Annotated in this window: 17 protein-coding genes; 12 read left to right on the top strand and 5 right to left on the bottom strand. The window is 54.4% G+C overall.

Annotated features, from left to right (window positions below; translation table 11 throughout):
* Window positions 1-110: 110 nt before the first annotated feature.
* The 3 genes from A4E19_15585 (at window position 111) to A4E19_15575 (ending at window position 1999) form a co-directional block, all read left to right on the top strand.
* Window positions 111-716 carry a hypothetical protein gene (locus A4E19_15585; protein ID OQW35878.1) on the top strand — a complete coding sequence of 202 codons (606 nt, stop codon included), beginning with the start codon at window positions 111-113 and terminating at the stop codon, window positions 714-716.
* On the top strand, window positions 713-1366 hold the full coding sequence (locus tag A4E19_15580) for a hypothetical protein (protein OQW35877.1): 654 nt from the start codon (window positions 713-715) through the stop codon (window positions 1364-1366). The genes A4E19_15585 and A4E19_15580 overlap by 4 nt, the downstream gene beginning before the upstream one ends.
* 135 nt (window positions 1367-1501) lie before the next feature.
* Entirely contained in the window at window positions 1502-1999 is a 498-nt protein-coding gene (locus A4E19_15575; GenBank protein ID OQW35876.1) for a tRNA-specific adenosine deaminase, read from the top strand.
* Between the two features lie 125 nt (window positions 2000-2124).
* Here A4E19_15575 and A4E19_15570 read toward each other — a convergent pair whose 3' ends face one another.
* Both A4E19_15570 and A4E19_15565 read right to left on the bottom strand, forming a co-directional pair.
* Window positions 2125-2313, bottom strand: a complete 189-nt coding sequence (locus tag A4E19_15570) for a hypothetical protein (protein OQW35875.1) — start codon at window positions 2311-2313, stop codon at window positions 2125-2127.
* A 279-nt stretch (window positions 2314-2592) separates the two neighbouring features.
* Window positions 2593-3267 carry a hypothetical protein gene (locus A4E19_15565; GenBank protein ID OQW35874.1) on the bottom strand — a complete coding sequence of 225 codons (675 nt, stop codon included), beginning with the start codon at window positions 3265-3267 and terminating at the stop codon, window positions 2593-2595.
* A gap of 267 nt (window positions 3268-3534) precedes the next feature.
* Here A4E19_15565 and A4E19_15560 point away from each other — a divergent pair, with 267 nt between their 5' ends.
* On the top strand, window positions 3535-3732 hold the full coding sequence (locus tag A4E19_15560) for a hypothetical protein (GenBank protein ID OQW35873.1): 198 nt from the start codon (window positions 3535-3537) through the stop codon (window positions 3730-3732).
* Here A4E19_15560 and A4E19_15555 read toward each other — a convergent pair.
* Together A4E19_15555 and A4E19_15550 are read right to left on the bottom strand one after the other, a co-directional pair.
* The gene (locus A4E19_15555) at window positions 3729-4130 is read right to left on the bottom strand and encodes a hypothetical protein (protein ID OQW35872.1); all 402 of its coding nucleotides are present in this window, start codon (window positions 4128-4130) and stop codon (window positions 3729-3731) included. The genes A4E19_15560 and A4E19_15555 overlap by 4 nt on opposite strands.
* Window positions 4131-4194: 64 nt before the next feature.
* Window positions 4195-4629 carry a hypothetical protein gene (locus A4E19_15550; protein ID OQW35871.1) on the bottom strand — a complete coding sequence of 145 codons (435 nt, stop codon included), beginning with the start codon at window positions 4627-4629 and terminating at the stop codon, window positions 4195-4197.
* A 613-nt stretch (window positions 4630-5242) separates the two neighbouring features.
* Here A4E19_15550 and A4E19_15545 point away from each other — a divergent pair.
* The 5 genes from A4E19_15545 (at window position 5243) to A4E19_15525 (ending at window position 7729) form a co-directional block, all read left to right on the top strand.
* Window positions 5243-5488: a hypothetical protein gene (locus A4E19_15545; protein ID OQW35870.1), complete on the top strand. Its 246-nt coding sequence runs from the start codon at window positions 5243-5245 to the stop codon at window positions 5486-5488.
* A gap of 350 nt (window positions 5489-5838) precedes the next feature.
* Window positions 5839-6318, top strand: coding sequence for a hypothetical protein (locus A4E19_15540; protein OQW35869.1), 480 nt, complete (start codon window positions 5839-5841; stop codon window positions 6316-6318).
* Between the two features lie 417 nt (window positions 6319-6735).
* Entirely contained in the window at window positions 6736-7122 is a 387-nt protein-coding gene (locus A4E19_15535; GenBank protein ID OQW35868.1) for a hypothetical protein, read from the top strand.
* Window positions 7123-7219: 97 nt separating this feature from the next.
* The gene (locus tag A4E19_15530; protein ID OQW35867.1) at window positions 7220-7447 is read left to right on the top strand and encodes a hypothetical protein; all 228 of its coding nucleotides are present in this window, start codon (window positions 7220-7222) and stop codon (window positions 7445-7447) included.
* A gap of 45 nt (window positions 7448-7492) precedes the next feature.
* Window positions 7493-7729, top strand: coding sequence for a hypothetical protein (locus tag A4E19_15525; GenBank protein OQW35866.1), 237 nt, complete (start codon window positions 7493-7495; stop codon window positions 7727-7729).
* Between the two features lie 36 nt (window positions 7730-7765).
* Here the strand turns inward: A4E19_15525 and A4E19_15520 are convergent, their stop codons facing one another.
* On the bottom strand, window positions 7766-11020 hold the full coding sequence (locus A4E19_15520; GenBank protein ID OQW35865.1) for a hypothetical protein: 3255 nt from the start codon (window positions 11018-11020) through the stop codon (window positions 7766-7768).
* Between the two features lie 293 nt (window positions 11021-11313).
* Here A4E19_15520 and A4E19_15515 point away from each other — a divergent pair, with 293 nt between their 5' ends.
* The 3 genes from A4E19_15515 (at window position 11314) to A4E19_15505 (ending at window position 12780) form a co-directional block, all read left to right on the top strand.
* Complete coding sequence (locus tag A4E19_15515; GenBank protein ID OQW35864.1) at window positions 11314-11769, top strand: hypothetical protein; 456 nt, start codon at window positions 11314-11316, stop codon at window positions 11767-11769.
* Window positions 11770-11950: 181 nt separating this feature from the next.
* Window positions 11951-12151 (top strand): hypothetical protein, encoded by a 201-nt coding sequence (locus tag A4E19_15510; GenBank protein OQW35863.1) that lies wholly within the window; start codon window positions 11951-11953, stop codon window positions 12149-12151.
* A 188-nt stretch (window positions 12152-12339) separates the two neighbouring features.
* Window positions 12340-12780: a hypothetical protein gene (locus A4E19_15505; protein OQW35862.1), complete on the top strand. Its 441-nt coding sequence runs from the start codon at window positions 12340-12342 to the stop codon at window positions 12778-12780.
* Window positions 12781-12917 lie beyond the last annotated feature (137 nt).

Genomic DNA, 12917 nt, shown 5'->3' with positions numbered 1-12917 from the left:
TGGAGTAATCCGCGCAACCTTTGCGCGATTTCTTCGTCGAGTGCATCGGGGATGCTATAGTGGTCACCGGTTAACCGATCGGTACCTTGGATACTCCACACAACATCCTTATGGACACATCTTCTCAATGTGCCGCCTCAGCCATTGACTCAAAACTCGTGGCCCGAGTCGCCAAAGGCGAGCACCATGCCCTTGGCCAGCTCTACGATCAATCCAGTACCGTGTTATTCAGCCTCGCATCCCGCATCCTCGGCAACCGTGAAGAAGCGGCGGACGTGCTCCAGGAGATCTACCTCGACGTCTGGAGAAGAGCGGTTCGGTACGATGTCGGTCGAGGCACACCCATCGCCTGGCTCATCACCCTGACCCGCAATCGTGCGGTCGACCGATTACGAACGCGTGGAGCTCGGCCGGCCCGCTCGGTAGGTCCGTTCACTGATGCGGCCCAGGCGCACCAAGTCGGCGACCGAGATTCCTACGCTTTCGATTCACAGGCCGATCAAAAACTGCGAAGCCTGATGAGGGAAGCGTGGGCCAACTTGACCCCGATACAACAGCAAGTGATCGAGCTCGCCTACTATGAAGGCTTGCCGGATACGGAGATTGCGGCGCAGCTTCATCAGCCGGTGGAGGCGGTGAAGAGCGGCATCGCCCTCGGCATGTCGCAACTGCGTGAGTCACTACAATCATACTGGGAACAGGATGAAGCGGTATGACGCATGATGATCTGGAAACCGCCGTTCCGCTCTACGCTGCAGGAGCACTCGACCGGATCGAACGGCAAGCGTTGGACGTCCATCTGCTTTCAGGCTGCCTTTCTTGTCGCGCGACGCTGAAAGAATACCAGGCGGTGGCGGTCACGTTACCCTTCGGGCTCACGCTCATACCTCCTCCCCGCACCTTAAAAGGCAAAATCATGTCGTCTCGGCTGTCCCTCCCCGCCACGGAACCGGAAACTCCATCGTCCCCCAAGCAGAGTCTCGAGCCCGGCGAATGGATGAAACATCTTTTTCCCCCGTCATCTCCACCGGCATCCTCATTCGGATGGGCTTTGGGCATGGTCGTCTTTGTGGTCCTGATCATCCTGGTGGTTTTTGGCTGGACTTCTTCCACCCACATCGCCGAAGACACGGAAAAGCTCGCGCGGCTGCAATCTCAAGCGGAAGAAACCGGCTTACAGTTGGCAACTCTCCGACAGCAGCTCAGCGAGCGCGATGAAACGCTCGCGCAAACCCGAGAGGAACTGCAGCGCCGCGTGGCTGAACTGGCAGAGGTCAGAGATCAGTTGATTCAGCGAGAGGCCGAACTGGAAGAGTTAAAAGCGCAGTTGGCCCAAGGCAACGGGAGATCGGCGAACATCCCCTAGGATCGTGGGCCGATTGTCCTCGTTCGACATCGGGAACCCAGCCCGGGCGAATCCTCTTTCCCCTCTCTCCTGTCGCCGTCTCCGGCTTTTATGCTAGCATGCGCCGTGACCATGAATTTCACGTCCTCCCCGTCGATGCAGCACGAACCGGGCGATCCCCACTACATGGAGCTCGCCCTACAGCAGGCCGCCCTTGCCCCGCTTGTAGGAGAAGTTCCTATCGGGGCAGTCCTCGTACACAACCATGAAGTGCTCGCGGCCGGCCACAATTATCGGGAGGTTTTTCAGGACCCGACGGCCCATGCGGAAATGATCGTGATCCGGAGAGCTGCCGAACGGTTGCGGACATGGCGGCTCACCGGAACAACGCTCTACGTGACGCTGGAACCCTGTCCCATGTGCGCCGGAGCGATCATACAAGCCCGGATTGCACGGCTGGTGTTCGGAGCGTGGGATTCCAAAGCCGGGGCATGCGGATCGATCTTGGATATTCCGGCCGAGCGGAGGCTCAATCACAGAGTCGACGTGGTGGGCGGTGTGCACGAACAGAAAAGTCGCGCGTTACTGCAAGACTTTTTCAGACTGCTGAGAGACGAGGATCCGGGGAGAATAAAAACCGAACAACACTCATGAGCGTATGATGAATTGGCATGGAGTGAATCCAGTGAATCCCTGGGGTTCCTGTTCGTAAACTCATGTATGGGGCTTGACTTGGGACAAAGCCAAGCCCCCTCAAGTTTTGGCTACCGACGCTGTGCCTACATGTCAACGCTGGAACCATGGTGACGCAGCTGAGAGAATCCCCATATCAGCGCGCCTAAGACCATGATCACACCAACCCCTACATCATTATTTTTTGCAACGTCCGCACTGGCATAGTCGAGCAGAAAGGGCGCCGCGATGAGCCAGCTCCCCACGACAGCTAAGATCCAAGGGAGATATTTCATGCCCGCTCACCTCCTTCCTCCTGCGTTCCCTTCACACTCCCAAGTTGTGGAATAGGGCACCACGCTTTTTCCTCATCATCATAGAATCACATCGTCACACGATCCGCATCGCGACCATGAAAGGCGCCACGATGAGCCACGTCGCGATAAGCGCGAAAACCCAAGACACGTATCTCATGGTCAGCCACCTCCTTTCGTACACACTGCACTGCCAGTCTCACATGATTCTTTCTTGATGTTCGCGTCACTATCTCGAAACCACCTTACCCATTTGCGTGACTATCTTCCTGATGGGCTAAATGAAGCACTATGAAGCACTGCGGCCTGCTTGTTCTGTATCGGATGGTCAGGCAATGGAATCGGGATGCTGAGTTCTTGCTGGCGACGCTCTTGATCCTCCTTGGAGGCCTGTTGAGGACTGCGATCCGTTATCGCCAAGACCAGTTCGCGTTGGTCCCCATTCATTTTGCGAGTTTCCGTTAAACTGGCCATCGTGGCATGATCCATCCAGACGGTTTTCTTCTGTGAGAAGGCTTCGGGCTTCGTATAATATTCTTGCAGATTCTGGCTCATCGGCTTCCCATAGGACTCGCGTAATCTTTCGAGCAGTCCCGGATATCCACCGGGCACTTCGCCATGGTGGTAATGGATGACTATTTCTTGGAGCCGATCATCGTAGAAACGATATTCAATGCGTTGAAGGGGCCGATCCTTCGCCGAAACCACCACGGTACGTTCAGCCTGATCCCGCCCTCCAAGTGAAACTCGCTTGGCCTCGGGCACGACAGCCGCGAATTCAGACAGGGTCATCCCCAACTGAGCGCTCTGAAATGCGCGCGGCAGGACGGCGTTCATTGGCACACCTTCAGCGGCTATTCCCGGCGTTGTTGAGACTCCCCCTACCAAGCAGAACATAACGAGTGCGAGCAGCATGCTAGATTTGAGTGTCATCATACGTTCCTCCTTTTTGTTCGGCTTGCAGCAGGGACCTCCACGCCGGATGTCCCTGCGCCTCATCGGGTCCACCACGTGCGTGGCCACGAGGAATAGTCAAACCACCGCAGGACACTTGCGTTCCATTCTTTCCATTGAAGTCTCGGCATCTGAAATGGCACCATCGCATCCTTCCTGTTTCACTCCACGCTCGAGTCTGACTAAGCTGCGGCCTGGAAGGGCGGATAGTGAGTGCGATCGGATTGACGCCCTGTTTCCTCGGAGGACGTGGACACGGTGGTGGATTCCGAGGACAACATCGAAATCCCGATCAGTACCACCGCAATGGCCCCGCCGAATGCCAAGCTCGCATCAATCATCGAGCTCATATCCATCATCGTGTTCACCTCCTTTCCGTTCTGTCACAAGAAGTCCATCACCTCGTCGCAAGTCTGGGCTTATTCCGGCGATATCTCGCCGGTCTAAACCGACACATTCGGTAATAGTCGTCTGATTAATGTGAAAATCGGCTCAACCGTGCCCGGATCAAAGTCGCCTCGCGCGACAGCCCGTTGCAGCAAAAAGAGCGCCTGGTAAGCGGAACCTTTCATGGCCGCGTCATTCGCTGTGTCAGCCGCTCGGCAAGCTTGCTCCAGCAAAAACGTAATGTCGTAGATCTCGCGCTCAACGGAATCCGGCTTGCCATGCCACTTCGGACTGTTTGCGGCGGCTTGTTTCAATACCTTTTCGGCTTGACCGATCACGTCGTAGCCCAAAGCATACGATTCACCGCCGGCCTGAACCGACGTTGTTTGCATCCACATCAGGACTGAACCAGCCAGCACGAGACTCCTGATCAACCGACCGATCCGCATGATCACCACCTCAGACCTGAGGACTCGCCGGCGGTCCTCGATTCGGAGCGCCGGCGAGCCGCTGGAGCAAGACTTACTGACTCTCGATCATAATGCGACGAGGTTTTGCTTCCTCGCGTTTGACGAAAGCGATCGTCAGAACCCCATGTCTATACGAGGCCATGGATTTTTCATGGTCCACATATGCCGGAAGCTTGAAGGAACAGGAGAAGACACCCTCCGGAATATTGCGCGTGTACCACTTGATTCGTTCTGACGTCTCACTCTTGCGTTCCCCTTTCACTCGAAGGACATCGTTCTCAACTTGCACGTCGATCTGGCTCGGCTCCATCCCCGGTAACGCCATCTCAACTGTAAATCCATGGGAGTTCTCAAATATGTTGCATGCTGGGTCCCAATTTTGCGGCGATGCACTTGCAGCACGAATCGCATCCTCAAGCAGACCATCAATCTGTGATTCAATCGATCCGTTATGGAACAGCACCGGCACTTGGTTTGCCCAAGTCATAGCAAGACCTCCTTGTGGGTGTATGAATAGGGTTGTGAATGATCGAGCTGAAGTGGAGGACTGCGTGAAGGGCCGGGTCGAACACCGCCATGACAGCTGGCTAGACAGTGGGCCCTTCACCAAAGTCCATCCAGTCCAGCCTGTCAACTGGGCGTATTAATAATACCGAACTTTGATGAGTCAAGGGGGGCTAGGGATCGCACAACGCATGGATCTTCCGAGAATCGCGGTTTGATAGCCTTGGCTTCGCTTGATTCATGCATCGCATCCGCCGCGTCACGGCTCCTCCTTCCAGGCGGTCCCATTTCCACAATCATAGCGACGGATAGGGATGGACGGAGGCCTGGGGAGCCTGGGCGCCGTTGACTTTTCTTCAGAAAGAATTATTGCCACATGTGTTACGCGGAGTCGTCATGCTGGCAAGGATGATGAGACCGCATGACGACCTTCCGATCAGCCGCGAACCATCGCTCATCGCCGGAACGAAGAAGCGAAGAACGGACCGAGGTGCATTGTAAATCATCACGGCTGATCGGGGTGATGTCGTTGTGATGCCGCACGCGGCAATCAGTGGAGACCGACGGTGGAACCGGTATTGAGACGCTCAGACACCATGCTCACAGGGGCGTTCGATGCCGAAGCCATGCGGCGCACGAATCAGGATGCGGAGCCGCAGGCTGAACGATACGACTTTCAGCACCCGGCGGTATTGCAAAATGTCCCGCCGCCGACCGTCAGATCACACCGCCCTCTTCGCTGGTGGTCGATCGATCGACGCAGGAGGCTGGCGGCCGTCATGCGCCTTCGCGACCGACTGGTGGAGGATATTATGCACGCACGTTGCAGGAAAGCTGCGTGAGAGCCGGACGCTCGCAATGCGTGAATCATTCGCCACATTGCCGCACACTGAAGTAGTTGGACTGGCAATATTCGGCCTGATCGTGATGGCCTTCATGGCCAGTGTCTGGTTGTCATGGTGGAAGGAACGGAAGCATACAAAGAAGCCGGGGCGAACGGGTAAGCGATACAACTGATACCGATCGAGCATGACACAGCGCTCGCACGCCTATGGAACACCATGGGGTATTTGCAACCGACCGCCAACCACCAGAGGGTGGTCTTTGATTAGGAATACTTGACCGAGCCGTTCTGACGCTTATTAAAGACCTGTAAACCCGGTGCAAATTCACATGAAAGGAGGAATGGGTTATGGAGCTGATGACAAAACTCAAAGAGATGATTCCTTGGAAACGCAAATCAGTTGAACCGCACGAAGTCATGTCGCTGCGCGATGACATTAATCAATTGTTCGATCGTTTTCTGATGTCACCCTTTGACACGGGATGGTCCCGTTTCCCAGGAATGGGCTCCGGGATCAATATGGAGGAGACGGAAGAGAACGTCATCCTCCGCGCCGAGGTCCCGGGATTGGATCCCAAACAACTCAACGTCACGGTCCGAAACGGCATGCTCCATATGAGTTATGAAGACGACCGCGAGTGGCGTGACAAGAACGGTGATGGGAACAGCCGTCGTTATGCAGCATTCCATCGAAGCGTGGCATTGCCTGATGGATTGGACCTCTCTAAAGCGGAGGCCGCATGCAAGCACGGAGTGCTGATTGTTCGAATACCCTGGTCGCCCGAAGCCAGAAACCGATCCCGTACGATCGTGGTATCCGTAGACTAAACGAGAGAATATTACATGGTCTCGTGGGGGCGGCAACCCACCAGCCGCCCCTTTTCTTTTACGTCATCGATAGACATCTTGAATCAACGGGTTCACCTCAACGTGAAACTACGGCCGACCTTCCGGCAACAAATGCGGCTTTAACAAGGATCCCCTTGATTGCCGCTGCTATGGTGAGCTCCCCTTTACTCAACAGCATTGCTCCCAGACGGGCCGCTGTCGGCAGATAGTCGAACACTCTTCCCTGGCCAGTTTCCATCTCCCCCGACCTCTTCTCAGGGTGACTTGACTTCCAGAGAGACAGGATTATTTACCCACCAGTTGGCGGAATCGTCATGCTCGTCATTGGATGATGGAACCGCACGACGATCTCACCGTCAATACTCAGCTTAATCCACCAACTGAAAGGAGGGACCTATGAGAGTGCCGGCCATGCTCTGCATGCTGTCCTTGCTGATTGGCGGGGTGGCGCTGCTGCCATCATCATTGGAAGCAGCGGGTTGGATCTCCGGCGCTGACGACTATGCGGCTCCGTGGGTCAAGGACATTGAGCAGGAACTTCTGAAGAAAGACTATGGGTATGTCTACGCCAACGATCCTCGGACCCCCCAGATAATTGCTCTTCGACTTTTGAATCACGCTGCAAAAGCTCAGAAGGCAGAAGATCGCGTGTTGGCTCAACAGCTTACGCAGAAAGCGCTGGACGTGTTCGAAGAAGGAGTACGGAAACATTATTATTCGCGATCCGAGATCGAGCCGATCATGACGTTTATCCGTGAACATGCGCCGATGAAGAACGGTTGAGTCATGGCCGCGATGAAATCGCGGCTCATCCTAGAGACGACCATGGACTCTGGCAACATCCTATCCATCGAGAAGAGCATCGTAGCGAGGTGATCACATGAAATGCGACCGCTGTAACGGATTGGTCATAGCTGTATCGTTTGTGGGGGGTGATGATCAGGTTGGCATATGGGCATACGACGGATGGAAATGCGTCAACTGTGGGGATGTCCGAGATCCGTTGCTCATGAAAAATAGAAGTATCCTGACGGAAGGCGGAGAAACCTATCGATCAGCATATGGGGGAAACGTGCCGATGCATCTGCAGACGCAGAATGCGGCATAGACCGACGAGCATGAGGCTCCTTCTGAAAACTCAATGGTAAAGTCCATGATGCGATTTCACGGTTTTCTTCACCGATTGGCGGGCATTCTGTTCGTTCCGACCCTGATGGTGCTTCTGGCGGGAGTAGTGCGGTGTTCTCAACCGTCGAGTCATGGTGTTCATCAACGCCATGCCTTCGGCACCCACAATCCTGCGCAGCTACAACCGGTCCAGGCGGATTCGGACGGGAAGCACCACTATGCGGGACAGTTCGCAAGAAAGAGTCGCCCATCATCCTCATGACGACGTGAGACTCTTTCCTCGTGGTGAGGAGCAGAGCTAGAAGTTATTGGCAATGAGTTCGATGGCCACGAATAGCCCATAGGCACCGGAAGGTAGGGCAATCGCTCGAAAGACCGGCAGTTCGGTATAGGGAAGAAACGCGCCTTCCTTCAGGGCGCGAATGGTGACCATCACCTGTTCGATCTGCTGCGAGGAATTCGGCGTGAGGTCGGCAAGACGCCGCTCGGCCAATTCGGTCATCACCTGGCGTCTCACGTCTTCCGACGCCACTCGAAGACAAATGGCACTGGCTACCACATACGCTGCTCCCACCCCAACCACAATCGCCAGGCCGATCGGAAAGTGCCAATTATCAATATATCCCGACCGGGCTAATAACATGAGGCCGATCAAGATCGCGGGATAGTACACCAGGATGTCGATTCGCGCGGTGAGCCCGGCCACGAGTTGTAATTTACTCAAACATTCAGCAGGACTCGAACAGGCGAGTTCTCTCTTGATCAGCTTTTGTACAAAGACACTTGTGACGCGTGTCACGTCCAGTACAAGAAAGATCACCACGATCAAGAGCAACACAGCTGCAAGGAGTACTCCTTGATTGACATACCGCACGACGTCCCCACGAAACGGGACGATCGGTTGGCCAAATACTGTCAGGGTAAGTTGGCCCACCAGAAAGAAGACTATGCTCAACCCAAGCACTCGCCCCCATAGATACATCGGCTTCAATCGCGTTCGATAGTCATCCCAGACAGCAGCGGGCTCTACCGCAACCTCTGCCAATGACCAACTATTGATGCTCCATGACACATCCTTCCAAGACCACCGTGTCAAAGACGTGTCACGAGAGAGTGGCTCCAGCCTCGTCACCGCCGATGTACTCGTATCCACCACTTGCGGTCGTGGGGCCAACAGATGATGGAATCTTAGCTCAACCTCTTCGCAGACGTTCCGGAGACGCGTTCGAATCCGCACAATGAATAGGATGGCCAAGAAGACGACGGCGCCCCGTAGGAGTTGACTCGGCCAGATGCTTACTCCATCGTTGAGGGAGAACGGTTCCCCTTTCTCTTGGTCCGCCACGATCATTGGCGCCACGGCGAACCACAGCAACCAGCCGATTGCACCCCACATGATCAGCATCCTGGCCCTGAACGCGGGGTTCAAAAGTAACCGGTTATAACCTGACCGCGTCAACCCATACACTGTTTGGCTCGCAGGAATGAGCAACACCCATCCGATAAGGAAGACCGCCGCAACATACACCATCGCCAACCGAGCGTCTTCAACTGAAGGTGGTTGTGGGCGCGGTTCGTGGATCGTCTTGATATTGTCAGTCCCATGAAGAAGCTCGATACTCAGGTCGACCGCCCCGTTCTCCCCGATTTCGTGCAACCTGGGTTGCGGCAATGCATTGAAGCATGTGACCGTTTTCTTGCCAGGTCGAGCAGCACTCCGTCGCTCTACAAACGACATCCCTACGCCGGGTGAACATAACGGGTCTGACTTCAGCAGGCCCAGAGCCTGCACGGTTGCGTAGAACGAGGCGGTTTGGTAGCTATCACGGAACGGCGGGATGGCCTGCTGGAGATCCTGATTCAACGTCAGTCCGAAATGCGAGGCCACCACCAGGTTACGAGTCCACTGCACCTCTCGCGGGTGAAAGAGTCTCGCATCCAGATCCGTAGTGAAGAAAATCACGTGCGGAAAATTTCGCTTGAGGGCCTGCAAAATGAGCAGCTTGTCATAGACGTCACTCCCAAGTACCCCGATGGCCTTGAACCCGGGGCACATCCCTTTCCAAATCCCGCAGGGAGCTTGGGCCTCGGCTTCGGCTTCCTTCAGCACCTGTACCAGGCGCCGCACATAATCCAACTGGCTCCGCCCTTCCGGCCGCTCCAATTGCTCCGCGAGTTTACGGCGTTCATTGAGCGACAGCGGAGCCTTGTCGTCCCCCTGCGATGAACCACCCTGCTCTTCCTTTCCTTTCTCCCTTGGCAATTCACCATCCAATCCCCGAAGGTAACTGAATTGCCGGATCTGCAGATCCAGCTCCTCCTCAGCTGCCGATCCACGCGTCGCACGTACCGCGTCCTTGAACTCTGCAGGCAGGGCTCGACCATACAGCGTATCCCACTCGGAAATCAGCGCCACAAGATCGCATCGTGAGCTTTTCGGACATGGCTTACCGAGCTCAACCCCTCTTCGCTTCAGCTCCTCAACCAATTCCCGCATGAGTCCGTCATCCGTTGGGATTGCACGCTCGAACGACAGTCCTGCATCGCCCAGGATGCCTGCCATGTCGGCCTTTCCGGCGACGCTGTTCTTTTCACTATAGATCAACTTTTCGGGAGCAGTTGACCAAGGCGAATACACTTCCAACGGCGTAGCTGTAGCGCGCGAAGGCTGTACTTCCTTTTCCCTGTTCGCTTTGTAATGGATAGCTTCACTGACCATGGCAGCCAACGTTCCTGAGGATCGCGGACCGATGACCTGGAAGGTGATCATCCTCTTGTGTACTTCGAATGCATGGGACAGGATGCCACGCATCATCTCCAAACTTGCGAGCGGACAGTCGCCAAGATCCTGGTCCTTGATCCAAAGCACCAGTACCTGTGATGCGTCAGGGCCCGAAGACTCATACCACTCCACTGGCACACGAGCCGCCTGCCAATCGAGCCACGTAGGATCGGGGCCAGACATACCAGGACAGGCACGATACCGACCTGACGTTGATGTGTCCTCTGATGAATTGTGGTCGAACCATTCGAAGAAACGGATGTGCTCTCCGTCAATCGGTTTGAAGCCAGACCGCTCCAGACCGGCGAGGACGGCATAGCGTTGACGGAGTCGGGATTCGGCTGGATCGGAATAGGGCGCACCGTCAGTCATCAGGGCCAGCACCGAGATGGGCGCGGTGTCGGCACGGGCTATTTCCTTGACGAAGTTCTGTAGCGAGTGAGAATGCTTCGATTCACCGCTTCGGTTCTCAACATCCCGATGTCTCGCCACGGCATCGAAGGGATCTTGCCACAATCGGGCCTGGACTCTCCGATCTCCAGTCACCTCAGGTCTTTGGCTCGAGTGTTCCTCCACCGGGCGCGAACTCTTCAGTGGATCCTCGTAGAACCAGATCGTTCCGAGTACTGCGCTGGCCAGCAGGATAAGGTTCTGGACCGGGAGTTTCGTTTCTGATCTCTCGTCGGACGACATTTGGTAAGCCTGTTTTAAGATCAGCTCAGCGAGGACAATTACCACGAGCGAATGCAGATGGCATACCATCACATGCATGCTTCAAGACATTGATAAACAATGCTTTCCAAGACACAGTGGAACATGCCGTTCAGAGAGGCGAATCCATTCTGATACCGAACTATGAATCCAATTCGATTCACGAATGAGAGTGCGAAAAGACCATCTGGTAGATTTTTTGACCCTCGATGGCGAAGGCAATAGGCCTCGATCGCTCAGTTTGGTTGCCGTGGATGACGCGCCCGGCAACTTTCATTACTGTGTTCTCGGCAGAAGTCTGGTGCTGGCAAGGAACAGGTGGAGATAGTGGCGATCAACAAGGATGTGTCGTAATGTTTAGCTCGAATAGACGTGGCGTGGACGATGGCCAGGAATACCATGTTCCTAAGATATCCGTGAGTTCCGCGCTGCCCCTAGAATATGAACGGATCGCGAAACAAGAAGGCACGACAAAGAGCGACCTCTTTCGTCGAATGGTAAACATCTACAAGGACGAACGCGAGGAGCAGGAATTCCTTGCGCTCCAGCGCAAATGGCCCGACGACCCGAGAGATAGAGACGATGACCGAGGAGGATGTGGAACGCATCGTCTTCGAGGGCCGCTGATGAAAGTGGTCTTCGACACGCGCGTATTCGTGTCGGCGTTCATCGTACCTGGCAGTCGGAGCGAACAGGCCTTCCTCTTGGCCCAGCGCCGTGCAGTCGAGCTCTCTTCCGATCTAGGTTTCTTGAATTGGTCGGTCAGCGTGATCATGGAAACTTTGAGCAAGCTCCAGGCCTTACTGTAGCCTCGCTGATGTCGCCGACCGATGCTGAACGAATTCATTTTCAGAACCACCGAATCGAACACCTCGGATAGCTGGCGAATAGATCAAGCCATCTGCAGAAGGAAATAATTGATCATATCTAACAAAATGTGAAACAAGCATACAGATCAGTTCCTAGCCTAACCCTACTTCTGATCGCTCCATGGTAAAGAAGCAAGACGCCAAAATATTTGAAGCTTATAAGCCTCTCCACAACGTCATTCGAAAACTTGGCCTCACAGATTTTCTCGCAGTCATCAGAGCCACCTATGCAACCTCCAGTTTGATCATGACATTCCGTCTGATTATGAGGTTCATCCTGAATACATTTCTCGTCAGTCTCATACTGAAAGAGCCAGGCTGATCTCGGAGTTTCATCTTGAAACATTATGCCGGGAAGTTATCCTTCACGCGTCCGATCTTGGTCGAGCCGAAAAGTCGCTGAAGGAGTTGGCTACCTTCGGAAAAGCGATAAACCATCTCAAGAAACCTGAGGAGGTAATTGCTGTCCGATACACAACAACCGATCTTTTCATGCAGGAACTTCATCGGATGGCCCATCGACAATTTCCGTGGCAGGAGTCCAAACCAACAGCACCGAATATCACCCGTTATTACTTGATCTACGGACATCCCCCTCTCAAGAAAATCATAAATGACACCACAGAACTCTCCCTTGATGAACTTTTCATGTTTGGAACAGCACTTTTTGGGACCTTCTCTCACAAACTTGCCATCCTTTATCCACCAAACATCCAAGTCCCTGGCTTATCACCAGATGAACTCGATCGCTTCTTGCGCCACTTCTCGCACAATGTTCACGATTTAAGAACCTTATTACAGAACGAACAGGAAATGAATGATGGGTTCCTGTACACCTATCATTCCTTGAGAGCTTTTCCATTACTTAAGACAGTATCAAGGCAGAGACAGCCTCTTCTGCCCTCTTCCAACCCTCCTATTCTGGAGATTCACAAACGGCTTGTATTATGAAATCTGTAAGAAATCTGAATTTGACAATGCATTTGGTAACGCCTTGTAGTGCTCCCCTGAAATCAAGCCACCTGAGTTACTTGTTGCGCCCGATATTGGACGGGGCTTCGATAGCCCAACGCTTGATGCGGGCGCTC

Origin of the sequence: Nitrospira sp. SG-bin1 (assembly GCA_002083365.1) — a bacterium.
GTDB lineage: Bacteria > Nitrospirota > Nitrospiria > Nitrospirales > Nitrospiraceae > Nitrospira_D.
This window is presented reverse-complemented; position numbering and strand designations above follow the sequence as displayed.

What these genes read in the sequence shown, in the direction of transcription:
- A4E19_15585 (OQW35878.1), top strand. Translation starts at nt 111, where the DNA reads ATGGACACATCTTCTCAATGTGCCGCCTCAGCCATTGACTCAAAACTC.
- A4E19_15580 (OQW35877.1), top strand. Translation starts at nt 713, where the DNA reads ATGACGCATGATGATCTGGAAACCGCCGTTCCGCTCTACGCTGCAGGA.
- A4E19_15575 (OQW35876.1), top strand. Translation starts at nt 1,502, where the DNA reads ATGCAGCACGAACCGGGCGATCCCCACTACATGGAGCTCGCCCTACAG.
- A4E19_15570 (OQW35875.1), bottom strand. Translation starts at nt 2,313, where the DNA reads ATGAAATATCTCCCTTGGATCTTAGCTGTCGTGGGGAGCTGGCTCATC.
- A4E19_15565 (OQW35874.1), bottom strand. Translation starts at nt 3,267, where the DNA reads ATGATGACACTCAAATCTAGCATGCTGCTCGCACTCGTTATGTTCTGC.
- A4E19_15550 (OQW35871.1), bottom strand. Translation starts at nt 4,629, where the DNA reads ATGACTTGGGCAAACCAAGTGCCGGTGCTGTTCCATAACGGATCGATT.
- A4E19_15545 (OQW35870.1), top strand. Translation starts at nt 5,243, where the DNA reads ATGCTCACAGGGGCGTTCGATGCCGAAGCCATGCGGCGCACGAATCAG.
- A4E19_15540 (OQW35869.1), top strand. Translation starts at nt 5,839, where the DNA reads ATGGAGCTGATGACAAAACTCAAAGAGATGATTCCTTGGAAACGCAAA.
- A4E19_15535 (OQW35868.1), top strand. Translation starts at nt 6,736, where the DNA reads ATGAGAGTGCCGGCCATGCTCTGCATGCTGTCCTTGCTGATTGGCGGG.
- A4E19_15530 (OQW35867.1), top strand. Translation starts at nt 7,220, where the DNA reads ATGAAATGCGACCGCTGTAACGGATTGGTCATAGCTGTATCGTTTGTG.
- A4E19_15525 (OQW35866.1), top strand. Translation starts at nt 7,493, where the DNA reads ATGATGCGATTTCACGGTTTTCTTCACCGATTGGCGGGCATTCTGTTC.
- A4E19_15520 (OQW35865.1), bottom strand. Translation starts at nt 11,020, where the DNA reads ATGCATGTGATGGTATGCCATCTGCATTCGCTCGTGGTAATTGTCCTC.
- A4E19_15515 (OQW35864.1), top strand. Translation starts at nt 11,314, where the DNA reads ATGTTTAGCTCGAATAGACGTGGCGTGGACGATGGCCAGGAATACCAT.
- A4E19_15510 (OQW35863.1), top strand. Translation starts at nt 11,951, where the DNA reads ATGGTAAAGAAGCAAGACGCCAAAATATTTGAAGCTTATAAGCCTCTC.
- A4E19_15505 (OQW35862.1), top strand. Translation starts at nt 12,340, where the DNA reads ATGGCCCATCGACAATTTCCGTGGCAGGAGTCCAAACCAACAGCACCG.